Origin of the sequence: Kitasatospora sp. NPDC018619 (genome assembly GCF_044391605.1) — a bacterium.
GTDB lineage: Bacteria > Actinomycetota > Actinomycetes > Streptomycetales > Streptomycetaceae > Kitasatospora.
In genome coordinates this window covers 147108-169858 of record NZ_JBISAI010000003.1, presented here as the reverse complement: position 1 = coordinate 169858, position 22751 = coordinate 147108, and the positions used below count along the sequence as shown (strand labels likewise).

Sequence of the window (22751 nt, the reverse complement as noted above, 5' to 3'; positions counted from 1 at the left end):
GGGCGCCCCCCCGCCCTCGTCGCGGGGCCCCGACGGCGGGCGGCGGGGGCGGGGGGGGGGGCCCCCCGCCCCCCCCCCCCGCCCCCCCCCCCCGGGGGGGGGGCCCCCCGCCCCGGGGGCCCCCCCCCACCGGCATGTTCGCGTCCGTACCGCCCCACCGGGCCGCCGGGCGGCCGTACGGCGCCGCCGCGGCCCCTCCCCCGGGCGGTCCCGGGCCGGGGCCGTCGCGACCGGCTCAGGGGCAGCGCACGACCTGGCCGGCGTAGGCCAGCCCGCCGCCGAAGCCGAAGAGCAGGACCGGGTCGCCGGGCGAGAGCTCGCCGCGCTCGACCAGCTTGGAGAAGGCCAGCGGGATGGAGGCGGCCGAGGTGTTGCCCGAGTGGACGACGTCCCGGGCCACCACCGCGTCCTCGCCGAGGCCCAGCTTGCCCGCGATCGCGTCGATGATCCGCAGGTTGGCCTGGTGCGGGACGAAGCCCTTCAGCTCGGCCGGGTCGATCCCGGCCCGCTCGCAGGCCTGGCGGGCCAGCGGGGCGAGCTGGGTGGTGGCCCAGCGGAAGACGGACTGGCCCTGCTGGCTGATCACCGGGTCCCAGCCGGTGATCACCACGGCGTCGCCCCGTTCGGGCTCGGAGCCCCAGACCACCGGCCCGACGCCGGGCTCGGCGCCGTCCTCCTGGGCCTCGACCACCGCGGCGCCCGCGCCGTCGCCGAAGATCACGCAGGTGGAGCGGTCGGTCCAGTCGAGCGTGTCGGACATCCGCTCGGCACCGATCACCAGGGCGCGGCGGGCCGAGCCGGCCCGGATCGCGTGGTCGGCGGTGGCCAGGGCGTACGAGAAGCCGGAGCAGACCGTGTTGATGTCGTATGCGGCGGGCGAGCGCACGCCCAGCCGGGCCGCCACCGCGGCGGCCGTGTTGGGGCTGCGCTCGATCGCGGTGCAGGTGGCGACCACCACGAGGTCGATCTCGTCGGCCGTCCGGCCGCTGTTGGCGAGCGCCTTCTGGGCGGCCTCGGTGGCGAGGTCGACCAGGCTCTCGTCCTCGGCGATGTGCCGGGAACGGATGCCCACCCGGGTGCGGATCCACTCGTCGTCGGTGTCGACGAGCGCCGCCAGGTCGTCGTTGGTGAGGACCCTGGGGGGCTGGTAATGGCCGAGTGCCACAATGCGCGAACCGCTCATACTGCCATGGAACCCGGTTACCCGCTGGTCGGCATGGTATGACCGGCGACAGGATCCGCCTCCTCGATCTGTAGGAGGTGGACAAGGCCCCTTGCGGGGGCCGGGTCCGCGTCCCGCGAGGTCAGGCGGCCAGCGCCGCGGCGTCGCCCATCACGATGACCGGGTGGGCGGCCGGGTCCAGCGTCCGGATCAGCTGGGCCATCTTGTCCTCGGGGATCGACACGCAGCCGTGGGTCGGGCCGTCGTGGTCCACGTGGAGCCAGATGCCGCCGCCCTTCCGGGAGCCCATCGGGCGCCGCGGGTCGAGCGGGGAGTTGCCCGCGACGCGGTTGTAGTTGATCGCGACCACGTAGTCGAAGGAGCCGGCCAGCTGGTCCCCGAAGAAGCCGGTGCCGGAGACCACGAAGCTCGCGTCCTTGTCGTACGGGAGCTTGCTGCCCGGGTCCGCCTTGCGGCCGCCCGCGTCGGTGAGGCCGAAGACGCCGATCGGGCTGCGCAGGTCGCCCTCGTTGTGGTCGGTGGTCCAGCCGCTCCTGCCGTTGTGGCCCTGCCAGGTCTCGCCGGCCAGCCAGCGGCCCTCGGGGGTGCGGGTCCAGAGGGTGACGGTGTTCTTGTCGGTGTTCCTGTCCTGGCCGGAGGCGACCACCACCTGGCTGGTCTCGGCGGGGATCTGCGCGGTGAACTTCGCCCCGAGGCCGGGTATCGCGGCGACCGAGCCGTCCTGGCGGGTCTGGCTGCGGTCGGCGGCCGGGGCGGCGGCCTGCCGGTCGGAGGCGGCCTGGGCGGCCGCGGGGGCCGGGGCGGGCTGGTCGGGCCTGCTGACGCCCTCCGGGCCGGGGCCGTCGGCGGCGGCGATGCCGGGCTTGGCGCCGTCCTGGCCGACGGCGTACCAGCCGGCGGTGGCGGCGACCAGCAGCGCGGTGCCGGCCATCACGGCCTTGCCGTGACGTTTCTGCTTGGCCTTGCGCCGCCGTCCCCGGGCGGCCGTCCGGGCACCGGCCACCGGCACGGCGGCGAGCACCACGGGCTCCGGGTCGGACGCGGGCTCGGACGCGAACGCGGGGGCCGGCTCGGACGCGGGGGCGGGCTCGAAGGCGGGCTCCGGCTGGTACACCGGCCCCGGCTCGTACCCGTGCCCCGCCTGCGGGGCGCCCTGGGGGGCCCGGAACGGCTGGTCGTACGCCTCGGAGTACCCGTCAGGCTCCTGCTGGTAGGCCTGGTACACGGCGTCGCCGTACTCCGGCGCAACCGGCTGCGGGTACGGCTGGTACCCGGTGTACGGCTGCTCGTACGACTGCTGCGGCACTCCGTACGCCGGTTCCTGCATCGGCTCGTACGGCGGGTACTCGGTGGCGCGATGAGAACCGGACATGTCGTCGATCCTGCCAAACGCCGTACCCGTTGGTAAACCCGGGCCCCGTGCGGAGGCCGTGAAGACAACCGCCGCCCGGGCCGGTGGACGGCCCGGGCGGCGGGAGGCTCGCGCAGGTCAGAGGCGCATCGCCTGGGGGGACTCGCGGCGCATCGGGTCCGGGCCGTCGTACTCGCGGATGACCTCGTAGCGGGTGTTGCGCTCCACCGGGCGGAAGCCGGCGTCGCGGATCAGCCCGAGCAGGTCGTCGCGGCCGAGCTTGTTCGGGGTGCCGAAGTTGTCCGCGTCGTGGGTGATCTTGTACTCGACCACCGAGCCGTCCATGTCGTCCGCGCCGTGGCTGAGCGCCAGCTGGGCGGTGGTGACGCCGTGCATCACCCAGAAGACCTTGACGTGCGGGACGTTGTCGAAGAGCAGCCGGGAGACCGCGAAGGTCTTCAGCGCCTCGGCGCCGGTGGCCATCTCGGTGCGGGCCATCAGCCTGTTGCGCACGACGCCGTCCTTGGAGTCGTGGAAGTCGTGCTGGTAGCGCAGCGGGATGAAGACCTGGAAGCCGCCGGTCTCGTCCTGGAGCTCGCGCAGCCGCAGCACGTGGTCCACCCGGTGGCGGGGCTCCTCGATGTGGCCGTACAGCATGGTGGCCGGCGTCTTGAGGCCCTTGCTGTGCGCGAGGCGGTGGATCCGCGACCAGTCCTCCCAGTGGGTGTCGTGGTCGACGATGTGCTGGCGGACCTCCCAGTCGAAGATCTCCGCGCCGCCGCCGGTCAGCGACTCCAGGCCGGCGTCGATCAGCTCGTCCATGATCTCGTCGGCCGACAGGCCGCTGATCTTCTCGAACCAGTGGATCTCGGTGGCGGTGAAGGCCTTCAGCGAGACGTTCGGCAGGGCCGCCTTCAGCTCCCGCAGCGAGCGCGGGTAGTAGCGCCACGGCAGGGTCGGGTGCAGGCCGTTGACGATGTGCAGCTCGGTGAGGGACTCGACCTCCATGGCCTTGGCCAGCCGGACGGCCTCCTCGATGCGCATCGTGTAGGCGTCCTTCTCGCCCGGCTTGCGCTGGAACGAGCAGTACGCGCAGGACGCGTTGCACACGTTGGTCATGTTGAGGTGGCGGTTGACGTTGAAGTGGACGACGTCGCCGTTCTTCTGCGTCCGCACGTGGTGGGCCAGCCCGCCCAGCCAGGCCAGGTCGTCGCTCTCGTAGAGCGCGATCCCGTCCTCGCGGGTCAGCCGCTCACCCGCGTAGACCTTCGCCTCCAGCTCGCGCTTGAGCCCTGCGTCCATGCGGTGCCCCGCCTCCTCCGACGTTCGATTCCTTGCCGGAACGAGCGTACGCCTATGCCGAGAGCAGCTCGGCGAGCAGTGCCGGGTCGAGGTTGCCGCCGCTCACCACGGCCGCCACCGCCTGGCCGCCGGTCTCGGCGGCGCGGTGGAAGTAGGCGGCCGGGGCGACCGCCCCGGAGGGCTCGGCGACCAGCCGGCCCCGGCGGGCCAGCACGGCCACCGTGGCGCGGATCTCGTCCTCGGTGACGGTGACGATGTCGTCCACGTGGGCGGTGACGTGCTCGAACGGCAGCACGCCGAGCGAGGGGGTGCGCAGCCCGTCCGCGATGGTCCGGTAGGTGTCGGCGACCGGCCACTCGACCAGGCGGCCGGCCCGCAGGCTGGCCCGGGCGTCGGCGGCCAGCTCGGGCTCCACGCCGATCACCCGGATGCCGGGGCGGGTGAGCTTGAGCGCCGCCGCCGTCCCGCTGATCAGGCCGCCGCCGCTGACCGGCACCAGGACGGTGTCCAGCTCCGCCGGGGCGTCCTCGGCGATCTCCAGGCCGACCGTGCCCTGGCCCGCGATGACGAACGGGTCGTCGTACGGCGGCACCCAGACGTAGCCGTGCTCCGCGGCCAGCTCGGCGGGCAGGGCGTCCCGCTCCGACGGCGGCACCAGGACCACCTCGGCGCCGAACGAGCGGGTGGCGTCCACCTTCACCGCGGGCGAGGTGTCCGGCATGACGATCACGGCCTTGATGCCGAGCTCCCGGGCCGCGTACGCCACCGCCTGGGCGTGGTTGCCGCTGGACTGGGCGACCACGCCCCGGGCGCGCTCGTCCGCGGTGAGCGCGGCCAGCCGGTTGTAGGCACCGCGGATCTTGAAGGCCCCGGTCGGTTGGAGGTTCTCGGGCTTCAGCCAGAGCCGCCGCTCCCCCTCGGCCGCCCAGGGGGCGGGAACCAGCGGGGTGCGCACGGCGACCCCCGCGATCCGCTGCCGGGCCGCGCGCAGCTCCTCCAGACCGACCAGTGCCATTGCGTCACTCTCCTACGGGAGGAAGTTCACTCACCCGGTTTTCCCACTTGGTGGAGAGTACGACGGTGGTACGGGTCCGGGCCACGCCTTTCGTGCCCGAGATCCGCTTGACCACCGACTCCAGGCCGGCCACGTCGGCGACCCGGACCTTCAGCATGTAGGAGTCGTCGCCGGCGATGAACCAGCAGTCCTCGACCTCGTTGAGGTCCTTGAGCCGGAACGCGACGTCCTCGTGGTCCGCCGCGTCGGTGAGTTGAAGGCCGATCAGGGCCGTGACGCCGAAGCCGAGCGAGGCCGGGTTGACCGTCGCCCGGTAGCCGGTGATCACCCCGGCCTGCTCCAGGCGGTTGATCCGGTCCGTGACGCTCGGCCCGGAGAGGCCGACCAGGCGGCCCAACTCGGCGTAGGACGCACGGCCGTTCTCCCGGAGCGCCTGGATGAGCTGTCTGTCCACCGTGTCCATATACCGTCCGCGTCCTTCCGAACCTCACCAGACCCACAGATCATTATCCGGATTCAAAGGCGCTTCGCGCCGACCGACCCGGATATCGCAGAGAACATACTCTCCCGCCCCCGGTCTCCTTACTCCCCCTCAGCCGGTGCGGCGTCCCCGGCGGGCGCCTTCCGGGCGGCCGCGCCCAACTCCCCTTCCCAGCGCAGGTACAGGGAATGCGGCACGTCGACGGCGTCCAGCACCCGCCCGGCCACGAAGTCCACGAGTTCGCGCACGGTGGAGCCGCCGGCGTAGAAACCGGGTGAAGCCGGCAGCACGACCGCCCCCTGCGCGTCGAGCTCCACCAAGTGCTTCAACGTCACCCCGTTGAGTGGTGTCTCGCGGACGCAGACGACGAGGGGCCGCCGCTCCTTGAGGGTGACGCTGGCGACCCGCTGCAGCAGGTCCTTGCTCAGGCCGAGCGCGATCCCGGCCACCGCGCCGGTGGTCGCCGGGACCACGAGCATGCCCTTGGCCGGGTAGGAACCGCTGGACGGGCCGGCCGCGAAGTCCCCGGCCGGCCAGTAGCGGACGTCGTCCAGGCCCTCGTCGCTCCCCAGCCAGGCGGCCAGGTCGGCCCGCCAGTGGGCGTCCCGGAAGGAGATGCCGGTCTCGTCCAGGATGGTGAGCCGGGCGGCGCGGCTGACGATCAGGTCCACCGCCTCGCCGGCGGCCAGCAGCGCGCGGACCACCGAGGCCGCGTACGGCGTCCCCGACGCCCCCGAGACCCCGACCACCCACGGCTGACGCTTCGCAGTTCCCATGGGGCATTTCTATCCGGCCCCGCCGGTTGCGCTCACCCGGCCCCTCGCGGCGGCGCGGCGGGGCGCGCGCCGGAGCCGGGGGGGTCCACGGGACGCTCGGGGGCTGGGAGGATGGGCGGCATGGCAGCGACCCTCGTCGACCTCACCCATCAGGTGACCACCGCGATGCCGGTCTACCCCGGCGATCCGGCCGTCCTGCTGGAGCCCGCGCTCACCACGGCCACCGCCGGGGTGAACGTCCTGGCCCTGCACCTCGGCTCGCAGTCCGGGACGCACGTGGACGCGCCGTACCACGTGGACGTCACCTGGCCGACCCTGGACGGGCTGCCGCTGGAGCGGTTCACCGGCCCCGCCGTGGTCGCCGACCTGCGCGGACTGGAGCCCCGGGCGGCCGTCACCCCCGCGCTGCTGGCACCCGCGCTGGAGCGGGCCGCCGAGGGCACCGTGCTGCTGCTGGCCACCGGCTGGGCCCGGCACTGGGGCACCGACACCTACCTGGCCCACCCCAGCCTGACCCCGGCGGCCGCCGAGGCGATCGTCGCCGCCGGGGTGCGGACGGTCGGGGTCGACGCGCTCAGCGTGGACCCGACCCCCGATCCCGGCCCGGGGGACCCGGCGGTGGCCGCCCTGCTCGCCGACCTCACCGACGAGCACGACCACGGCGCCGCCGACGAGCCCACCCTCGCCGCCCACCGGGTGCTGCTGGGGGCCTCCGGCGGCGGGGTGATCGCCGAGAACCTGACCGACCTGCGGCCGCTGCTGGCGGCCCAGGAGGCCGGCCGGCCGGTGGAGGTCTCGCTGTTCCCGCTGCGGCTGGTCGCGGCGGACGGCGCCCCGGTGCGGGCGGTGGCCCGGCTGGGCTGAACCCGCGGGTAACCCCCCGCGCACTTGGTCTAGACCATCCCCGGTTGACGCCAGTACGCTGTCCGGCCATGGCTGAGATCATCGGAGTGATCGAGCGACTCTGGCGCTACCCCGTGAAATCCACCGGCGGCGAGCGGCTCGACTCCGTCGAGGTGGACGAGCGCGGCCTCGCCGGCGACCGCCTCTACGCCGTCCGCGACGCGGCCGGGAAGCTCGGCTCGGGCAAGAACACCCGCCGCTTCCGCCGGATGGACGGCCTGCTCCGGCTCTCCGCCCGGCTCGGCCACCGGATCGACGGCCCCGAGCTGTTCGATCCGCTCGGCCGCCCGGTCGACCGGCCGAACGCCTTCCTGCGCGCCTACCTCCAGCGCGCGGACGTCGAACTCGCCCGCGAGGACGGCGTCTCCCACTTCGACCGGCTGCCGGTCAGCGTGCTCAGCACCGCCACCCTGGACTGGGTCCGCGAGGCCGTGCCCTTCGCCGTGGTCGACGAGCGCCGGTTCCGCCCCAACATCGTCCTGCGCACCCCGCCCGGCACCCCGCCGTTCGTCGAGGACGCCTGGCTCGGCCGCCAGGCGACCGGCGAGGCCCCCGGCAGCGCCCGGCTCTCCTTCGTCGCCTCCAGCGAGCGCTGCGCGATGACCGGCGCCCCGCAGCCCGGACTGCCGCACGCCCCCGAGATCCTCAAGGCGGTGGTGCACGCCCACGACGGCCTGCTGGACGCGCTCGCCGAGGTCGCCGCCCCGGGCCGGCTGCGCGTCGGCGACCGGCTGCTGCTCGGCTGACCGCGGCCTCAGGACGCGCCGGCCCCGGACTCCGGGACGGCGACCGCGCGCAGGTAGGCCGCGACGAAGATCTCGACGCTCTCGTCCATCGGGGGCAGCCCGGCCCCCGGGAGGGGCTCCAGCACCGGCCGCATCAGCACGTGGTTGAGCAGCGGGCCGAGCAGCAGCTGGACCAGCACCGGCGTGGGCAGCGGCCGGAGCCGGCCGGCCCGCACGTGCGGGCGCAGCAGCCGGTCCAGGCTGTCGAGCATCCGCGGCAGGTTGGCGGCCATCATCCGGGAGGCGGGGCCGTCCGGGCGGCCGAGCAGGTCGGCGAAGACCGCCGGGACGATCCGCGGCTCGTGCGCGAAGGCCGCGACGAAGGTGGTGTGCAGCGCCCGGACGGTCTCCTCCAGACCCTCCGGCGGGTCGGCGGCCAGGGCCTCCAGGGCGGGCAGCGCGGAGTGCCGCTCGAAGACGGCGGCGAGCAGGCCGTCCCGCCCCTCGAAGACGGCGTGCAGGCTGGGCAGCGAGCAGTCGGCCCGGTCCGCCACGGCGTCCAGGGTCACCCCGGCCAGTCCGCGCTCGGCCACCAGCTCCGCCGCGGCCGCGACCGCGCGCTCGCGCACCGGCGGGCGCCCGCCCGGGTCGACCCCCGCCGCCCGGACCGCCTCGTCCAGCGCCGCCCGGGAGCCGCCGAGCCTGCGCAGCAGCGTGCTGCGGGAGATCCCGGCCGTGGTGGCGATCGCCGTCAGCGGGACGTCGGCGACGTCCTGGCCCCGCTCCTTCGCCGCCGCGAGGGCGGCCGTCACCAGCTCCTTCATGTGAGGCATCGTACTACTTGACACCTGGGACGGTTCCAGAGAGTCTATATAGGCAGGATCCACACGGACGGTGATCGACCGAACACCGAAGGGGGAGAGCCATGAGCGTCGTGATCTCCGGGGGCGGGCCGGCCGGGATGATGCTCGGTCTGCTGCTGGCGCGCGCCGGCGTCGAGGTGACCGTGCTGGAGAAGCACGGGGACTTCCTGCGCGACTTCCGCGGCGACACCGTGCACGCCTCCACCGTGCGGCTGATGGACGAGCTCGGCCTCGGCCGGGAGTTCGCCGCCCTGCCGCAGAGCCGCCTCGGCAACCTGGTCGTCCGGGTGCCCGGCGCCGGCCCCGTCGCCCTGAGCGCCTACGAGCGGCTGCGGCCCCCGTACAACTACATCGCCATGATCCCGCAGTGGGACCTGCTGACCTTCCTGGCCGAGCAGGCCCGGAAGGAGCCCGCCTTCACCCTGCGGATGAACACCGAGGCGACCGGCCTGCTCCGGGACGGCGACCGGGTGACGGGCGTGCGCTACCGCACCCGGGACGGCGAGGAGGGCGAGCTGCGCGCCGACCTCACCGTCGCCGCCGACGGCCGGCACTCCACCCTGCGGCGGGCGGCCGGGCTGACGCCCGAGGAGTTCCCGGTGCCCTTCGACGTCTGGTGGTTCCGGCTGCCCCGGCACGACCACGAGCGGGCCCTGCCGCCCACCCTCGCCACCGGCTTCGGGCGCGGCGACCTGGCGCTGAGCTTCGCCCGGTCCGACTACTTCCAGATCGCCTACTTCCGCGCCAAGGGCTCCGACCCGCAGCTGCGCGCCGAGGGCGTCGAGCGGTTCCGCGGCCGGATCGCCGAACTGCTGCCCCAGTACGCGGACCGGGTCGACCGGCTGGCCGGCCTCGACGACCTCCACCTGCTCGACGTCCGGCTCGACCGGCTGCACCGCTGGCACCGGGACGGGCTGCTGCTGATCGGTGACGCCGCCCACGCGATGTCCCCGGCCGGCGGGGTGGGCATCAACCTCGCGATCCAGGACGCCGTCGCGGCCGCCACCCTGCTCGCCGAACCGCTGCGGCGCGGCCGCCCGACCGCGGCGGCCCTGGCCCGGGTCCGGCGCCGCCGGTGGGGGCCGACCGTGGTCATGCAGGGGGTGCAGCGGATCCTGCACCGGGTGATGTTCGAACCGGCCCTCGACGGCCGGCGGGCCGGGCCGCCCACCCGGCTGCTGCGGGTCGTCCGGCACGTCCCCGGCATCCCGCTGCTGCTGTCCCGGGTGATCGCCTTCGGTCCGCTCCCCGAGCACGCTCCGGCCTTCGCCCGGCGTGACGCCTGAAATTCACTCGATCGAGTGCGCGTCGCGCCGGAGGGGGCGGCGGCTGCGGCAGGCTTCTACGTCGTCGCGCCCGACCGGACGTCAGGCCGCCCCGGCAGCAAGGAGACCACCATGTCCGCCATCCCGACGCACCTGAGGTACACCAGGGACCACGAGTGGGTGGAGGCGGTGGGGAAGGACCGCGTCCGCGTCGGCCTCACCGACTACGCCCAGCAGCAGCTCGGCGACATCGTCCTCGTCGAACTCCCCGAGGCGGGAAGCAAGCTCGAGGCCGGCCAGGAGTTCGGCAACGTGGAGTCGGTCAAGTCGGTGAGCATGCTCTACGCGCCGCTCTCCGGTTCGGTCGCCGCGACCAACACCGACCTGGACTCCGAGCCCGAGGCGATCAACTCCGACCCGTACGGCGACGGCTGGATCATCGAGATCACGCCCTCCACGGCGGACGAGCCGAAGCAGCTGCTCACGGCCGCCGAGTACGAGGCCCTCCTCCGCGCGGAGTGACCCGGCCGCCGTCCCCGTGGACCGTCCGTTCGGACGGGCGCTCCACGGGGAACGCCGTGGGCATGACGCTCCCTCACCGCCTGATCGGCACCGGCGACCACCACGTCCTGGTCCTGCACGACTGGTTCGGCACCAGCGCGGGCTGGGGCCCGTTCCTCGACTACCTCGACGGCGACGCCTTCAGCTACGCCCTCCTCGACTACCGCGGCTACGGCCGGCGCAAGGACGTCCCCGGCGCGTACACCCTCGCCGAGATCGCCTCCGACGCGCTCGCCCTGGCCGACCGGCTCGGGTGGGACCGCTTCTCGCTGGTCGGCCACTCGATGGGCGGCAAGGCCGTCCAGCAGGTGCTCGCCGAGGCGCCGCTGCGGGTGCGCAAGCTCGTCGGCGTGGCCCCGGTCCCGGCCGGGGCGTACCCGATGGACGCGGCCGCCGAGGCGCTGTTCTTCGGCGCGGCCGGGGACCGCGAGAAGCGCTTCGCGATCCTCGACCTGGTCACCGGGCAGCGGGCCGGCCGGGTCTGGCTCGACCGGATGGTCGACCAGTCCCTGCGGGAATCCACCCCGGAGGCCTTCGGCGCCTACGTCCGCGACTGGGCGACGGCCGACCTCCGGCGCCGGATCGACGGCAACCCGGTGCCGGTCAAGGTGATCGTCGGCGAGCACGACCTCGCCCTCACCGCCGAGGTGATGCGCGGCACCTTCCTGACCCACTACCCCAACGCCGAGCTGGAGGAGCTCGCCGGCAGCGGGCACTACCCGATGTACGAGGCCCCGGTGGCGCTGGCCGCGTCGGTGGAGGGCTTCCTGCACGGCTGAGGGCGCTGCCCGGGCCGGGCAACCCGTACGGCGGCCCGACCGGGAGCGGCGGCGGGCGCCGTCAGTCGTGGAGGGTCACGCCGGGCAGCGGGTCACCGGCGGCGTCGAACAGCGCCGTCCCGCACTCGCAGCGCTCGCCGGCCAGGGTCTCGGTCGGCGGCAGCTGCCAGACCAGCATCCGCGAGCAGCCCGGGCAGTTCAGGCTGACCAGCTGCTCCTCGGGCTCCGAGCCCCAGGGCAGCACCGGCAGGCCCTCGTGCAGCAGCCCGGCCGGCTCGTGCCCGCCGGTCCGCGCGACCAGCAGCGCGTAGGCGTCGGTGCCGCTGTGCCACTGCAGGAGGGTGCAGCCGAGGCCGCTCAGCACCTCGGCCAGGTGGTCGAGCTGGCGGACCGGGAGGTCGCCGCGGCGCAGCGCCGGATCGGCCTCGGCCGCCTGCCGGACGGCGGTGGTGTCGACACCCGTCGGCTCCACCCCGTGCGCCCGGACCCGGCCGGCCGCGAACGCCGCCAGCTCGCCCGGCTCCTCCTCGCCGGTCCAGTCCAGGTCGAACACCACGTCGTCGACCCGCACGCCGCGGGCGCGCTCGTCGGGGGTCAGGACCAGTTCCGCCAGTTCCGTCAGCTCCGTCACGGCGGCCACGGTACCGGCGGCCGGCCGGCCCGGGCACCGCGGGGGCCGCGCCGGCCGCGCCCTATAGGGCGTGTCTGACAATTCTCGCCGGGTGCGCGGCGAATTGTCAGACACGCCCTAGACGCAGACGCATGGACCGGAGACCCGCGAGCATGGGGCGTCTCATCCTCGTCCTTTACGTTCGATACATGACAGATGAGCGAGTGGACGACACACCGCCGGTGCTGCTGATCGGCGTCGCCGGCGCGGTCAGGCGGCACGTCGGGCTGCAGGTCGCGGCCTCCGGGGCGCGGACGCGGACGCTGTCCGAGCGTGAGCTGCTCGCCCCGGCGTCGCTGGAGGCGGCGGTGCAGGGCGCCGGCGCGGTGCTGCTGGGGTGGCCGTTCCCGACGGCGGACGGGGCGACGGAGGCCGTCGGCGTGCTGGCCCGGGAGGTCGGGCGGGTGGTGTTCCTGGCCCCGGCCGCCCCCGGCCCGCCGGAGGACGGGATCGGGGCGCTGCTCGCCCGCAGCGGCGTGCGGCACACGGTGCTGCGGGCGCACGGCTTCGCCGCCGCCCTGCAGTGGGCCGAGGAGATCAGGGCCGGGGGCCCGGTCCGGGGCTACGGCGGCGCGGCCGGGCTGACCCCGGTGGACGAGCGGGACGTCGCGGCGGTGGCCGTCCGGGCCCTGGTGGAGGACGGCCACGACGGCGCCCGGTACCTGCTCACCGGGCCGGAGGCGCCGACCCAGGCCGAGCAGGTGGAGATCATCGGCGCGGCCGCCGGCCGCCCGGTCACCTGGCAGGAGATCCCCCGCGAGGCCGCCCGCCGCCGGATGGCCGCCACCGGCCGGCCCCCGGCCGCCGTGGACGGCGCCCTGGACTTCGTCCACGCCCGGCTCACCGCCCCCGAGCCGGCCACCACCACCGTCCAGGACGTCACCGGCCACCCCGCCCGCAGCTTCCGCGCCTGGGCGCGGGACCACGCGGCGCTGTTCCGCTGAGCCCGGCCGCCACGGCGGCGGAACGGCGCGGTTCGGCGGAACGGCGCGCCGGGGTCAGACGCCGAGGCCGCGGATCACCAGGTCGACGAGGGCGAAGAAGAACAGCGAGACGCCGACGAAGCTGTTGGTCTGGAAGAACGCCCGGTTGAGCCTCGACAGGTCGTTCGGCCGCACGATGGTGTGCTCGTAGACGAACGCGCCCGCGACGACCAGCAGGCCGGTCCAGAACGCGGCTCCGGCATCCGTCAGGTACCCGAACCAGCCCAGCAGCAGCGTGGTCAGGACGTGGCACACCCGCGCGCCCCGGATGGCCGCCGGCACGCCGTACCGCGCGGGCACCGAGCGGACCCCGTTCTCGCGGTCGGACTCGACGTCCTGGCACGCGTAGATCAGGTCGAAGCCGCCGATCCAGATGCCGACGGCCGCACCCAGCACGACCGCGTCCCACGACCAGCTGCCCGTCACCGCGAGCCAGGCGCCGACCGGCCCCATCGCCTGGGCCAGGCCGAGGATCGCCTGCGGGAAGTCCGTGAACCGCTTGCCGTACGGGTAGACCACCATCGGCACCACGGCGACCGGCGCGAGCGCCAGGCAGAGCGGGTTGAGCAGCGCGGCCGCGCCCAGGAAGACCGCCAGGGCCACCGCCGAGCCGACGTACGCGGTCCTCATGGACACCGCGCCGGTGACCAGTTCGCGGGTGGCGGTCCGCGGGTTCCGGGCGTCGATCTCGCGGTCGATGATCCGGTTCGCCGCCATGGCGAAGGTCCGCAGCCCGACCATGCACACCGTGACGACGAACAGCTCGCCCCAGTGCACCCGCTCGTCGGCGAGGAACATCGCGGTCAGCGCGGCGGTGTACGCGAACGGGAGGGCGAAGACCGAGTGTTCGAACACGACGAGGCGCAGGAAGGCCCGGGTGCGCCCGGGGGTCTCGGCGGCGGCGGTGCTCACAGTCCGTACTCCTTCCAGCGGCGCGACACCAGCGCGGCCGTGGCCGGGTCCGAGGACACCATCTCCGGCCAGCCGCCGTCCCGGGTGTACCCCTCCTCCGGCAGCTTGCGGGTCGCGTCGATGCCCGCCTTGCCGCCCCAGAACTGCTGGTACGAGGCGTGGTCCAGGTGGTCCACCGGGCCCTCGACCACGGTGAGGTCGCGGCTGTAGTCGACGTTGCCGAAGGCCCGCCAGGCGACCTCCTGGTAGTCGTGCACGTCGCAGTCGGAGTCCACCACGATGATCAGCTTGGTGAGCGACATCATGTGCGCGCCCCAGATCGCGTGCATCGTCTTCTGGGCGTGCTTGGGGTACTTCTTGTCGATCGAGACGATCACGCAGTTGTGGAAGCCGCCGGCCTCGGGCAGGTCGTAGTCCACGATGTCCGGGATGATGATCTTCAGCAGCGGCAGGAAGAAGCGCTCGGTGAACTTGCCCAGCGGGCCGTCCTCCGTCGGCGGCCGGCCGACCACGATGGACTGGAGGATCGGGCGGCGGCGCATCGTCACGCAGTCGATCTTCAGCGCCGGGAACGGCTCCTGCGGGGTGTAGAAGCCCGTGTGGTCGCCGAACGGGCCCTCGGGCAGCGTCTCGCCGGGCTCCAGCCAGCCCTCCAGGACCACCTCGGCGTCGGCCGGGACCTGCAGCGGGACGGTCTTGCAGTCGACCATCCGGACCCGCTCCCCGGCGACGAAGCCGGCGAAGAGGTACTCGTCGATGTCCCCGGGCAGCGGCGCGGTGGCCGCGTAGGTGACGGCCGGGGGGCAGCCGAAGGCGATCGCGACCGGCAGGCGCTCGCCCCGCCTGGCCGCCACCGCGGCGTGGTTGCGGCTGTCCTTGTGGATCTGCCAGTGCATGCCGATCGTGCGGCGGTCGTGCCGCTGGAGCCGGTAGAGGCCCAGGTTGCGGATGCCGCTGTCCGGGTCCTTGGTGTGGGTCAGCCCCAGGTTGAAGAAGGAGCCGCCGTCCAGCGGCCAGGTGAAGAGCGCGGGCAGCGCCTCCAGGTCGACGTCGTCGCCGGTGAGCACGACCTCCTGCACCGGGGCGTCGCCGGACTTCACGTGCCGGGGCGGGACGTGCGCCATCGAGGCGAGCTTGCCGAAGGCGTCCCGGAACCCGGTGAAGCCCTGCGGCAGCTCGGGCCTGAGCAGGCCGGCGATCTTCTCGGAGATGTCGTCCGGGCCCTTGAGGCCGAGCGCCTTGGCCAGCCGGCGCTCGGTGCCGAAGACGTTCATCGCGAGCGGCATCGACGAGCCCTTGACGTTCTCGAAGAGCAGCGCCGGGCCCTTGGCCTTCTGTACCCGGTCGACGATCTCGCCGATCTCCAGGTGCGGGTCCACCTCCGCCTTGATGCGCTTGAGGTCGCCCTCGCGGTCGAGGGCCCGGAGGAACGAGCGGAGGTCGTCGTATGCCATGCCTGTCAGTATCCGCCACCCGATAGCCTGGCTTGGTCAAGGGCCCCTGGAAGGCGCCCGCCACCGTCGCCGCCCGGGGGGAGATCCCAAGCCGTGCCGAGGATTCTTCTGACCATCGTCCTTCCGCTCGCGCTCTGGGTCTGGGCGTTCGTGGACTGCCTGACCACGCCCGAGGACGAGGTGAAGCACCTGCCCAAGGTGGTCTGGGTGCTGATCGTGCTGCTCTTCCCGCCGCTGGGGCCGATCGCCTGGCTGATCGCCGGCAAGCGGCGCGGCTTCCTGCGGGCCGCGCCGGCCGGGGCCGGGCCGGGGTACCCGGCCGAGGGGCACCCGGGCCGCACCGCCCCGCGCGGCGGCCGGCCGACGGCTCCGGACGACGACCCCGAGTTCCTCGCCTCGTTGAAGAAGAGCGACAAAGACCACGAGGCCATGCTCAAGCAGTGGGAGGCCGACCTGCGCCGTCGCGAGCGGGAGCTGCGCGACCGCGACGAGCCCGGGGACGACCGGAAGGGCTGACCGGGACCGGTCCTCCCGCTCGCCCGGACAGCCCACCCCCCACGGGCGGGGTGGGCTGCGGCATTTTTGGCGCTTCCCTACGACTGCGCAACCCCTAACCCGAACGGGCGCCCCCTGCCCGCCGGGCTTGAGCGGACCTTGAGCGAGGCCCCAGATAACCGGCCTACATTACTGGGAGACGGCCCTGACCTGCGCTTTCCTTCATGCTCAGATCATCGGACCATCATCTGTTCGACAACCCCCGGTATCCGAACGAACACCGAGCGCTCAGTAGACGATCCGACCGCTTCTGTGCAGGCCTGACAGCTAAACGAACTCGACCTTGTACGGAATCGACGCCGAAACCAGCGCACGGCCCCTCGTACAGTCATAAGTGAAGAAGTGATTCGCAGCCGGGGGCACAGCAGACGTTGGCTGTCGGACAGTTCCCTCACCCTTGGAGTGGTTCGAGATGACGGTTGTGCATGAGGCGCCGGTCGACGGCGAGGTCCCCGAGGTCCCGACCGACGCCCGCGGGCGGGTCGCCGAGCTGCACGAACTGCGCGAGAAGGTCCGCCGCGGCCCCAGCGACAAGGCCACCGAGGCCCAGCACGCCAAGGGCAAGCTGACCGCTCGCGAGCGCATCGAGCTGCTGCTGGACGAGGGCTCCTTCCAGGAGGTCGAGCCGCTGCGCCGGCACCGCGCCCAGGGCTTCGGCCTGGAGGCCAGGAAGCCGCACACCGACGGCGTGATCGTCGGCTGGGGCACCGTCCACGGGCGCACCGTCTTCACCTACGCGCACGACTTCCGGATCTTCGGCGGCGCGCTGGGCGAGGCCCACGCGCAGAAGATCCACAAGATCATGGACATGGCCATCGCGGCCGGCGCCCCGCTGGTCTCGCTGAACGACGGCGCCGGCGCCCGCATCCAGGAGGGCGTCACCGCGCTGGCCGGCTACGGCGGCATCTTCCAGCGCAACACCAAGGCCTCCGGCGTCATCCCGCAGATCTCGGTGATGCTCGGCCCGTGCGCCGGCGGCGCCGCGTACTCCCCCGCGCTGACCGACTTCGTCTTCATGGTCCGCGAGACCTCGCAGATGTTCATCACCGGCCCGGACGTGGTCCAGGCCGTGACCGGCGAGAAGATCACCCAGAACGGCCTCGGCGGCGCCGACGTGCACGCCGGCGTCTCCGGCGTCTCGCACTTCGTGTACGACGACGAGCAGTCCTGCATCGAGGAGGTCCGCTACCTCCTGTCGCTGCTGCCGCAGAACAACCGCGAGATGCCGCCGTCCGTGCTGAGCGAGGACCCGGTCGGCCGCCGCAACGACAGCCTGCTGGACCTGGTGCCCGCCGACGGCAACCGCCCGTACGACATGCGCAAGGTCGTCGAGGAGATCGTCGACCACGGCGAGTACCTGGAGGTCCACGAGCGCTGGGCCACCAACGTGCTCTGCGTGCTCGCCCGGATCGACGGCCACGTCGTGGGCATCATCGCCAACCAGCCGCAGTCGCTGGCCGGCGTGCTGGACATCAACGCGAGCGAGAAGGCCGCGCGCTTCGTCCAGATGTGCGACGCCTTCAACATCCCGCTGGTCACCCTGCTCGACGTCCCCGGCTTCCTGCCCGGCGTCGACCAGGAGCACGGCGGCATCATCCGCCACGGCGCCAAGCTGCTGTACGCGTACTGCAACGCCACCGTGCCGCGCATCTCGCTGATCCTGCGCAAGGCCTACGGCGGCGCCTACATCGTGATGGACTCCCGCTCGATCGGCGCCGACCTCTCCTACGCCTGGCCGACCAACGAGATCGCCGTGATGGGCGCCGAGGGCGCGGCCAACGTCATCTTCCGGCGGGAGATCAACGCCGCCGAGGACCCGGACGCCATGCGCGCCCAGAAGATCAAGGAATACCGCAACGAGCTGATGCACCCGTACTACGCGGCCGAGCGCGGCCTCGTGGACGACGTCATCGACCCGACCGAGACCCGCCAGGTGATCGCTTCCGCCCTGGCCATGCTCCGCACCAAGCACGCCGACCTGCCCAGCCGCAAGCACGGCAACCCGCCGATGTGACGACGCGCGTCCGCACCGCCGTGCCACCCACCTCAGACCACAGCACCGGGGGAGAAACCAGGACATGACCGCTTCCGCCGAACCGCTCGTCCGCATCGTCCGCGGCACGCTCACCGACGAGGAACTCGCCGCCCTGACCGCCGTCCTCGCCGCGCGCGCCGCCGTCGCGCAGCAGGCCTCGACCGCCGCGCCGATCGAGCCGATCGCCCGCTGGCAGCGCCTGGAGCGCCGCCCGGCGTACTCCTCGCCGTTCAGCTGGCAGCAGGCCGCCTGACGGCCCACGGCCCCGGCCGACGGCCGGTCACCCCGCCCGGGTGACCGGCCGTCGGGCGTTGCCCGGGGCGGCGCCCGCCGCCCTCCGGACCGGCCGGCCGAGGCCCGGGGGGCCGGGGGCGGGCTCGGTAGGATGCCTACCGGACGGTACGCGTCCGCCGCCCCGTCCGCCCCCGTAGGATCGGCCGCTGCCGAGACCAGAACTTTCCAGGGAGGCTGCGATGGCCAGGCAGGCCCGCGCGCTGGCGACCCGCCAGGCGGTACTCGTCGCGGCGGCCGAGGTGTTCGACGAGCGGGGCTACGCCGCCGCCACGATGTCCGAGATCCTGGACCGGGCCGGCGTCACCAAGGGCGCGCTGTACTTCCACTTCCACTCCAAGGAGGAGCTGGCGCTCGCCGTCATCGAGGGGCAGGGCGTCTTCATCTCCGGCTGGAACCCGGCCTCGGACAGCCCGGTGCAGAACCTGATCGACCTCGGGTACGCCTTCGCCCGGGCACTGCGGACCGACCCGCTGGTGCGCGGCAGCATCCGGCTGACGATCGAGCACGGCAGCTTCACCCAGCCCCAGCTCGCGGCCTACCAGGGCTGGATGGACACCGTCCGCGTCCTGCTGGAGCACGCCCGGGAGGCCGGCGAGCTCCACCCGGGGGTCGACCTGACCGCGGCCGCCGGGGTGATCACCGGGGCCGTCACCGGCATCCAGCTGAGCTCCCAGGTGCTGGCCGACCGGCAGGACCTGATCCAGCGGCTCTCCGACCTCTGGACGCTGCTGCTGCCCGGCGTGGTCCAGCCGCACGCGCTGGCCCGGCTGAGCGTCGCCGAGCGCGCCGCGCCCTGACCCGCGCCCGCCCGGTCCGCGTTTCCGGCCCGGGCCCGGTCAGACCCGGTAGTCCGCCCGGTGCTCCGCCGCCACCAGGGCGGGCAGCGCCGCCGTCCAGAGCCGGCTCACCGCCTCCGGCCCGGGCCGGCCGGTCTCCTCGCCCGCGAGCAGCACCTGGCCGGCCGCCACCGCGGTGAGCAGCTCGGCGGCGGCCCGCCGGTCCACCTCCGGGAGCAGCTCGCCGGCCTCGGCAGCGCGGTCCAGCAGCCGGTGGACGACGGCGGTCAGGCTGCGCCAGGCGGCGTCGGGGGGCACCGGGGCCGCCGCCCCGGCGGGCCCGCCCCGCGCACCCTCCCGGACCGGGCCCCGGCGGCCGAGCCGGACGCCGGCCCGCACCACCACGTCCTCGCGCAGCATCCGGGCCAGCTCGTGCGAGAAGTCGATCAGGCCCTGGAGGGCCGGGCCCTCGGCCCGCAGGGCCCGCAGCGCGGCCGAGCCGACCTCCCGTCCGGAGGCGCGGCGCACCCCGTCGGCGAGGGCCTGCTTGGACACGAAGTGGAAGTAGAGGGCGCCCTTGCTCACCCCGGCCCGGCGGCTGATGTCGACCAGGCTGGCGGCCTCGAACCCCACCCGGGCGAAGGCCTCCGCGGCGGCGAGCAGTACGGCCTGCCGGGTCCGCCCGGCCCGTTCCTGCTTGACCACTGGTTCCCCCCGGACTCGGCCCGGGCGCGATCCCCGCCTCACCCGGCTGCTGTCGGCGCGGCCCCTGCGGGGGCGGCGCTCGCATGCGGACGGAGCGTTCCGAAACCGCATGGTTGGTATCTAATCTAGCGCCTGCTTCGCCCCCGCCGTCCAGCGGGGACGGGCCCCCACCGATGGTCCGGAGCCTCCCGAACAGGCATTCGCCCAGCCCAGGGGGCGGGTAGCGTGGTCGGGCCGGAGCCTTCGGCCTGGGCACCCCAGTCGCCGAAGACAAACCGGGTGGTATGTATGTTCTGCTCGGGCGGCCGTGGCGGCCGTTCCGACCGACACCCTGAAGCGGGGGCCCGTCATGCCATCGATCGTAGAGCCGGACCCCCACGGCCCGTACGCCCACCCCGGCCCGCCCTCCGGCGGCGGCCCCGCCACCGGCTACGACTTCCACGACCGGACCGTCTCCCGGCACCTGGTGCACCGCGCCTCGGTGTCCGAGGTGTTCCTCACCGGCTGGCAGGCCACCGGCCCCCACGACTTCCTGCTCGGCGCCCAGTGGCCCCGGCTGCACGGCTTCTACCGGCTCCCCGGGGACCGCTACCACGACCCGGTGCTGCTGGCCGAGACGATCCGGCAGGCCGGACTGCTGGTCGGGCACGCCGGGTTCGGGGTGCCGCGCGGCCACCACTTCGTGATGGAGGACCTCTCCTACGCGCTCGACGGCACCGGACTGCCCGGCCTGGCCGTCACCACCGGCCCCGCCTCGCTGATGCTGGCCGTCGGCTGCGAGGACGTCCGGATGCGGCACGGCGAGCTGTCCTCGCTGCGGGTGTGCGTCGACGCCACCCGGGAGGGCCGGCCGGTCGGCCGCGGCAGCGGCCGGCTGCGGGTGCTCTCCCCCGCCTCGTACGCCCGGCTGCGCGGCCCCGGGCGGCGCACCGCGCCCCCGCGCCCCCCGGCGCCCGCCGCACCCGAGCTGGTCGGCCGCGCGCAGCCCGCGGACGTGGTGCTCGGCCCGACCCTGGCACCGGACACCTGGCTGCTGCGCACCGACACCACCCACCCGGTGCTGTTCGACCACGAGCTGGACCACGTGCCGGGGATGCTGGTGCTGGAGGCCGCCCGGCAGGCCGCCCAGCGGCTGCGCCACCCCGTCCCGGTGGTGCCGGTCGAGCTGGTCACCTCCTTCGACCGCTACATCGAACTGGACCGGCCGTGCTTCGTCCGGGCCGTCCCCGAGCCGACCGCCCGGGCGGGGGCGGCGGGCGGCCGGCTCGCGGTGCGGGTCCAGCTGCTCCAGGACGGCCGTACGGCGGCCGAGTGCCTGCTGCTCACCGCCCCGTTGGACGGACCGGCCGAGGGCCCGACGGTGCCGGTGCGGCGGGACGCCTACGACGGCCGTCCCGCCGCACCGGGCCTCGGCGGCACCCGGCTGCCGCTGGCCAGCTAGGACCCGCCCTCACCGGGCGCTGCCGGGTGCTGCGCGGCGCCGGGGCCGCTCAGGCCGCCACCAGGGCGGCCGGCCGGCCCGCGTGCATCACGCTGAGGTTGGTCGCCAGCCGGGCCGGGTCCTGGGCCAGCCAGAGCCGCAGCGCCGCGCCCAGGGCGGCGCTGGCCGACTCGATCCGGACGTCGGTGATCTGCGCGATCCTCGCCGCCCCGGGCACCAGCAGGTCGGCCAGCGCCGTGGGCAGCCAGACCGTCAGGGCGCACGGCGCGGGCACCGCCAGCGCCCCCAGCAGCCGGTAGGCGTCCCCGGGCGCGCTGAGCGTCGGGATGATGTCCAGCAAGGCGTCGGACACCACCTCGGACACGTCGCTCCGGTGTCCCTGGGCGAGCCTGCGGAGCAGCATGCGCTCGGCGGCGGTGATTCGGACGGTCAGCATGACCTCGTCGCACTCCATTGCGCGATTTCCTCCTCAATTCCCTCTCGCACCGACCGGCGGCCGGCACGCACTACCCCTGTCGCACCTCGGCCCGGCTACCTGTGGGAGAGAGCCGGGCCGGTGGGTGGTCGTGTGCCCCGGTCAGATCCCCGCGTAGGAGTGCTTTCCGGTGACGAAGATGTTCACTCCGTAGTAGTTGAAGAGCCAGCAGGCGAACGCCGCCAGCGCCAGGTAGGCGGCCTTGCGGCCCTTCCAGCCGGCCGTCGCGCGGGCGTGCAGGTAGCAGGCGTAGGCGACCCAGGTGATGAACGACCAGGTCTCCTTCGGGTCCCACTCCCAGTACTTGCCCCAGGCCGCCTCGGCCCAGATCGCGCCCGCGATGATGGTGAACGTCCACAGCGGGAAGACCAGGGCGTTGATCCGGTAGGACAGCTTGTCGAAGGTGGACGCGGCGGGCAGCCGGCGCCAGATCGAGGCCGAGGTGCCCAGCGGACCGGTGGTCAGGCCGGCCGCCGTCCGCTTGTCGAAGGAGTCCTTGCCGAGGTACAGCAGCGTGGCGATGAACGCCGCGTAGAAGGCGCCGCCGCAGAAGATCGCGGTGGAGACGTGGATCGCCAGCCAGGGCGAGTGCAGCGCCGGGACGAGCTGCTCCGAGTCGGTGTACAGCACCGTGGTGGCGATGCCGAGGGTCAGCAGCCCCGCGAGGACGACCGGCAGGCCGAGCCAGCGGACGTTCTTCCTGCTCGCCAGCAGCACCAGGTAGGCCGCCGTCATGGCGAAGGCGAAGGCGCACGAGAACTCGTACATGTTGCCCCACGGCCAGCGGGAGACCGACAGGCCGCGGGTGACGATCCCGCCCGCGTGCAGCAGCGCGCCGAGCACGGTCAGCGAGACGGCGATCCGGCCGGCCAGGTCGGCCCGCTGGCTGGTGCCGGCCGCGCCCGGGCCGTCCTCCTCCTCGGCGCCGCGCCCGCTGGTGACCACCGTCGCGCCCTCGCCCGCGACCGCGGTGCGGGTGAGCGTGGTGGTGCCGCCGCCGGCCCCCGCCACGGTGACGGTGACCTTCTTGGCGCCCTTCTTCGCGGCCGGCCGCCCGGCCTCGGCGACGGTGTCGGCGAGGCTGCCCGCCTGCTCCTTCGAGCGGACGGCGACGGCGCCCTTGCTGCCGAAGGTCCACTCGATCATGTGGGCGAACATGGCGAGGGTGTAGACCACCATCGCCGAATAGATCAGCTTGTTGGAGAGGTCGGCCAGCTGGGGGTCGACCGCCGAGGCGAGTTGCACCG

General features: G+C 74.0%; 24 protein-coding genes. 11 read left to right on the top strand and 13 right to left on the bottom strand.

Annotation, left to right across the window (positions count from 1 at the left end; genetic code table 11):
* Nucleotides 1-235 precede the first annotated feature (235 nt).
* The 6 genes from ACH5AR_RS05760 to ACH5AR_RS05735 form a co-directional block, all read right to left on the bottom strand.
* Nucleotides 236-1183 (bottom strand): beta-ketoacyl-ACP synthase III, encoded by a 948-nt coding sequence (locus tag ACH5AR_RS05760; RefSeq protein WP_396300131.1) that lies wholly within the window; start codon nt 1181-1183, stop codon nt 236-238.
* A 121-nt stretch (nt 1184-1304) separates the two neighbouring features.
* Nucleotides 1305-2555: a L,D-transpeptidase family protein gene (locus ACH5AR_RS05755; RefSeq protein ID WP_396300130.1), complete on the bottom strand. Its 1251-nt coding sequence runs from the start codon at nt 2553-2555 to the stop codon at nt 1305-1307.
* A gap of 117 nt (nt 2556-2672) precedes the next feature.
* A complete protein-coding gene (mqnE, locus tag ACH5AR_RS05750; RefSeq protein WP_396300129.1) occupies nt 2673-3836 on the bottom strand; it encodes an aminofutalosine synthase MqnE in 1164 nt (387 codons plus the stop codon).
* Between the two features lie 52 nt (nt 3837-3888).
* Nucleotides 3889-4851 (bottom strand): threonine/serine dehydratase, encoded by a 963-nt coding sequence (locus ACH5AR_RS05745; RefSeq protein ID WP_396300128.1) that lies wholly within the window; start codon nt 4849-4851, stop codon nt 3889-3891.
* Between the two features lie 4 nt (nt 4852-4855).
* Complete coding sequence (locus tag ACH5AR_RS05740; protein ID WP_030055719.1) at nt 4856-5314, bottom strand: Lrp/AsnC family transcriptional regulator; 459 nt, start codon at nt 5312-5314, stop codon at nt 4856-4858.
* A 119-nt stretch (nt 5315-5433) separates the two neighbouring features.
* Nucleotides 5434-6108, bottom strand: coding sequence for a UbiX family flavin prenyltransferase (locus ACH5AR_RS05735; RefSeq protein WP_396300127.1), 675 nt, complete (start codon nt 6106-6108; stop codon nt 5434-5436).
* A gap of 120 nt (nt 6109-6228) precedes the next feature.
* Here ACH5AR_RS05735 and ACH5AR_RS05730 point away from each other — a divergent pair, with 120 nt between their 5' ends.
* Nucleotides 6229-6972: a cyclase family protein gene (locus ACH5AR_RS05730; protein WP_396300126.1), complete on the top strand. Its 744-nt coding sequence runs from the start codon at nt 6229-6231 to the stop codon at nt 6970-6972.
* A 68-nt stretch (nt 6973-7040) separates the two neighbouring features.
* Nucleotides 7041-7757 carry an MOSC domain-containing protein gene (locus tag ACH5AR_RS05725; protein WP_396300125.1) on the top strand — a complete coding sequence of 239 codons (717 nt, stop codon included), beginning with the start codon at nt 7041-7043 and terminating at the stop codon, nt 7755-7757.
* A gap of 8 nt (nt 7758-7765) precedes the next feature.
* Here ACH5AR_RS05725 and ACH5AR_RS05720 read toward each other — a convergent pair whose 3' ends face one another.
* Entirely contained in the window at nt 7766-8560 is a 795-nt protein-coding gene (locus ACH5AR_RS05720) for a TetR/AcrR family transcriptional regulator (protein WP_396300124.1), read from the bottom strand.
* A gap of 101 nt (nt 8561-8661) precedes the next feature.
* Between ACH5AR_RS05720 and ACH5AR_RS05715 the strand changes: the two genes are divergently transcribed.
* The 3 genes from ACH5AR_RS05715 (at nt 8662) to ACH5AR_RS05705 (ending at nt 11204) form a co-directional block, all read left to right on the top strand.
* Complete coding sequence (locus ACH5AR_RS05715; RefSeq protein ID WP_396300123.1) at nt 8662-9885, top strand: FAD-dependent oxidoreductase; 1224 nt, start codon at nt 8662-8664, stop codon at nt 9883-9885.
* Nucleotides 9886-9996: 111 nt separating this feature from the next.
* A complete protein-coding gene (gene gcvH / locus ACH5AR_RS05710; RefSeq protein WP_396300122.1) occupies nt 9997-10386 on the top strand; it encodes a glycine cleavage system protein GcvH in 390 nt (129 codons plus the stop codon).
* A 62-nt stretch (nt 10387-10448) separates the two neighbouring features.
* The gene (locus ACH5AR_RS05705; protein WP_396300121.1) at nt 10449-11204 is read left to right on the top strand and encodes an alpha/beta fold hydrolase; all 756 of its coding nucleotides are present in this window, start codon (nt 10449-10451) and stop codon (nt 11202-11204) included.
* A gap of 61 nt (nt 11205-11265) precedes the next feature.
* On the opposite strand, the gene ACH5AR_RS05700 is transcribed toward ACH5AR_RS05705, so the two are convergent.
* Nucleotides 11266-11835 (bottom strand): hypothetical protein, encoded by a 570-nt coding sequence (locus tag ACH5AR_RS05700; RefSeq protein WP_396300120.1) that lies wholly within the window; start codon nt 11833-11835, stop codon nt 11266-11268.
* Between the two features lie 188 nt (nt 11836-12023).
* On the opposite strand from ACH5AR_RS05700, the gene ACH5AR_RS05695 reads away from it, so the two are divergent.
* Nucleotides 12024-12818 carry a hypothetical protein gene (locus ACH5AR_RS05695; protein ID WP_396300119.1) on the top strand — a complete coding sequence of 265 codons (795 nt, stop codon included), beginning with the start codon at nt 12024-12026 and terminating at the stop codon, nt 12816-12818.
* Between the two features lie 54 nt (nt 12819-12872).
* Here ACH5AR_RS05695 and mqnP read toward each other — a convergent pair whose 3' ends face one another.
* Together mqnP and ACH5AR_RS05685 are read right to left on the bottom strand one after the other, a co-directional pair.
* A complete protein-coding gene (gene mqnP / locus ACH5AR_RS05690) occupies nt 12873-13769 on the bottom strand; it encodes a menaquinone biosynthesis prenyltransferase MqnP (RefSeq protein ID WP_396300118.1) in 897 nt (298 codons plus the stop codon).
* A complete protein-coding gene (locus ACH5AR_RS05685; protein ID WP_396300117.1) occupies nt 13766-15223 on the bottom strand; it encodes a menaquinone biosynthesis decarboxylase in 1458 nt (485 codons plus the stop codon). Before ACH5AR_RS05685 ends, mqnP begins: the two co-directional genes overlap by 4 nt.
* A 93-nt stretch (nt 15224-15316) precedes the next feature.
* On the opposite strand from ACH5AR_RS05685, the gene ACH5AR_RS05680 reads away from it, so the two are divergent.
* The 4 genes from ACH5AR_RS05680 (at nt 15317) to ACH5AR_RS05665 (ending at nt 18904) form a co-directional block, all read left to right on the top strand.
* Nucleotides 15317-15739 (top strand): PLD nuclease N-terminal domain-containing protein, encoded by a 423-nt coding sequence (locus ACH5AR_RS05680; RefSeq protein WP_396300116.1) that lies wholly within the window; start codon nt 15317-15319, stop codon nt 15737-15739.
* A 451-nt stretch (nt 15740-16190) separates the two neighbouring features.
* Complete coding sequence (locus ACH5AR_RS05675; protein ID WP_396300115.1) at nt 16191-17792, top strand: acyl-CoA carboxylase subunit beta; 1602 nt, start codon at nt 16191-16193, stop codon at nt 17790-17792.
* Between the two features lie 64 nt (nt 17793-17856).
* Nucleotides 17857-18066 (top strand): acyl-CoA carboxylase epsilon subunit, encoded by a 210-nt coding sequence (locus tag ACH5AR_RS05670; RefSeq protein ID WP_396300114.1) that lies wholly within the window; start codon nt 17857-17859, stop codon nt 18064-18066.
* A 220-nt stretch (nt 18067-18286) separates the two neighbouring features.
* A complete protein-coding gene (locus ACH5AR_RS05665; protein WP_396300113.1) occupies nt 18287-18904 on the top strand; it encodes a ScbR family autoregulator-binding transcription factor in 618 nt (205 codons plus the stop codon).
* A 39-nt stretch (nt 18905-18943) separates the two neighbouring features.
* On the opposite strand, the gene ACH5AR_RS05660 is transcribed toward ACH5AR_RS05665, so the two are convergent.
* Nucleotides 18944-19588 carry a ScbR family autoregulator-binding transcription factor gene (locus tag ACH5AR_RS05660; RefSeq protein WP_396300112.1) on the bottom strand — a complete coding sequence of 215 codons (645 nt, stop codon included), beginning with the start codon at nt 19586-19588 and terminating at the stop codon, nt 18944-18946.
* 349 nt (nt 19589-19937) lie between these two features.
* Between ACH5AR_RS05660 and ACH5AR_RS05655 the strand changes: the two genes are divergently transcribed.
* On the top strand, nt 19938-21029 hold the full coding sequence (locus tag ACH5AR_RS05655; RefSeq protein ID WP_396300111.1) for a ScbA/BarX family gamma-butyrolactone biosynthesis protein: 1092 nt from the start codon (nt 19938-19940) through the stop codon (nt 21027-21029).
* Nucleotides 21030-21078: 49 nt separating this feature from the next.
* Here the strand turns inward: ACH5AR_RS05655 and ACH5AR_RS05650 are convergent, their stop codons facing one another.
* On the bottom strand, nt 21079-21483 hold the full coding sequence (locus tag ACH5AR_RS05650) for a hypothetical protein (protein WP_396300110.1): 405 nt from the start codon (nt 21481-21483) through the stop codon (nt 21079-21081).
* A 123-nt stretch (nt 21484-21606) separates the two neighbouring features.
* Nucleotides 21607-22749: a c-type cytochrome biogenesis protein CcsB gene (gene ccsB / locus ACH5AR_RS05645; protein ID WP_396300109.1), complete on the bottom strand. Its 1143-nt coding sequence runs from the start codon at nt 22747-22749 to the stop codon at nt 21607-21609.
* Between the last annotated feature and the right edge of the window lie 2 nt (nt 22750-22751).

What these genes read in the sequence shown, in the direction of transcription:
- ACH5AR_RS05760 (WP_396300131.1), bottom strand. Translation starts at nt 1,183, where the DNA reads ATGAGCGGTTCGCGCATTGTGGCACTCGGCCATTACCAGCCCCCCAGG.
- ACH5AR_RS05740 (WP_030055719.1), bottom strand. Translation starts at nt 5,314, where the DNA reads ATGGACACGGTGGACAGACAGCTCATCCAGGCGCTCCGGGAGAACGGC.
- ACH5AR_RS05655 (WP_396300111.1), top strand. Translation starts at nt 19,938, where the DNA reads ATGCCATCGATCGTAGAGCCGGACCCCCACGGCCCGTACGCCCACCCC.
- ACH5AR_RS05675 (WP_396300115.1), top strand. Translation starts at nt 16,191, where the DNA reads ATGACGGTTGTGCATGAGGCGCCGGTCGACGGCGAGGTCCCCGAGGTC.
- ACH5AR_RS05720 (WP_396300124.1), bottom strand. Translation starts at nt 8,560, where the DNA reads ATGAAGGAGCTGGTGACGGCCGCCCTCGCGGCGGCGAAGGAGCGGGGC.
- mqnE (WP_396300129.1), bottom strand. Translation starts at nt 3,836, where the DNA reads ATGGACGCAGGGCTCAAGCGCGAGCTGGAGGCGAAGGTCTACGCGGGT.
- ACH5AR_RS05735 (WP_396300127.1), bottom strand. Translation starts at nt 6,108, where the DNA reads ATGGGAACTGCGAAGCGTCAGCCGTGGGTGGTCGGGGTCTCGGGGGCG.
- ACH5AR_RS05725 (WP_396300125.1), top strand. Translation starts at nt 7,041, where the DNA reads ATGGCTGAGATCATCGGAGTGATCGAGCGACTCTGGCGCTACCCCGTG.
- ACH5AR_RS05745 (WP_396300128.1), bottom strand. Translation starts at nt 4,851, where the DNA reads ATGGCACTGGTCGGTCTGGAGGAGCTGCGCGCGGCCCGGCAGCGGATC.
- ACH5AR_RS05705 (WP_396300121.1), top strand. Translation starts at nt 10,449, where the DNA reads ATGACGCTCCCTCACCGCCTGATCGGCACCGGCGACCACCACGTCCTG.
- ACH5AR_RS05730 (WP_396300126.1), top strand. Translation starts at nt 6,229, where the DNA reads ATGGCAGCGACCCTCGTCGACCTCACCCATCAGGTGACCACCGCGATG.
- ACH5AR_RS05755 (WP_396300130.1), bottom strand. Translation starts at nt 2,555, where the DNA reads ATGTCCGGTTCTCATCGCGCCACCGAGTACCCGCCGTACGAGCCGATG.
- ACH5AR_RS05670 (WP_396300114.1), top strand. Translation starts at nt 17,857, where the DNA reads ATGACCGCTTCCGCCGAACCGCTCGTCCGCATCGTCCGCGGCACGCTC.
- ACH5AR_RS05650 (WP_396300110.1), bottom strand. Translation starts at nt 21,483, where the DNA reads ATGGAGTGCGACGAGGTCATGCTGACCGTCCGAATCACCGCCGCCGAG.
- ACH5AR_RS05665 (WP_396300113.1), top strand. Translation starts at nt 18,287, where the DNA reads ATGGCCAGGCAGGCCCGCGCGCTGGCGACCCGCCAGGCGGTACTCGTC.
- gcvH (WP_396300122.1), top strand. Translation starts at nt 9,997, where the DNA reads ATGTCCGCCATCCCGACGCACCTGAGGTACACCAGGGACCACGAGTGG.
- ACH5AR_RS05715 (WP_396300123.1), top strand. Translation starts at nt 8,662, where the DNA reads ATGAGCGTCGTGATCTCCGGGGGCGGGCCGGCCGGGATGATGCTCGGT.
- ACH5AR_RS05695 (WP_396300119.1), top strand. Translation starts at nt 12,024, where the DNA reads ATGACAGATGAGCGAGTGGACGACACACCGCCGGTGCTGCTGATCGGC.
- ACH5AR_RS05685 (WP_396300117.1), bottom strand. Translation starts at nt 15,223, where the DNA reads ATGGCATACGACGACCTCCGCTCGTTCCTCCGGGCCCTCGACCGCGAG.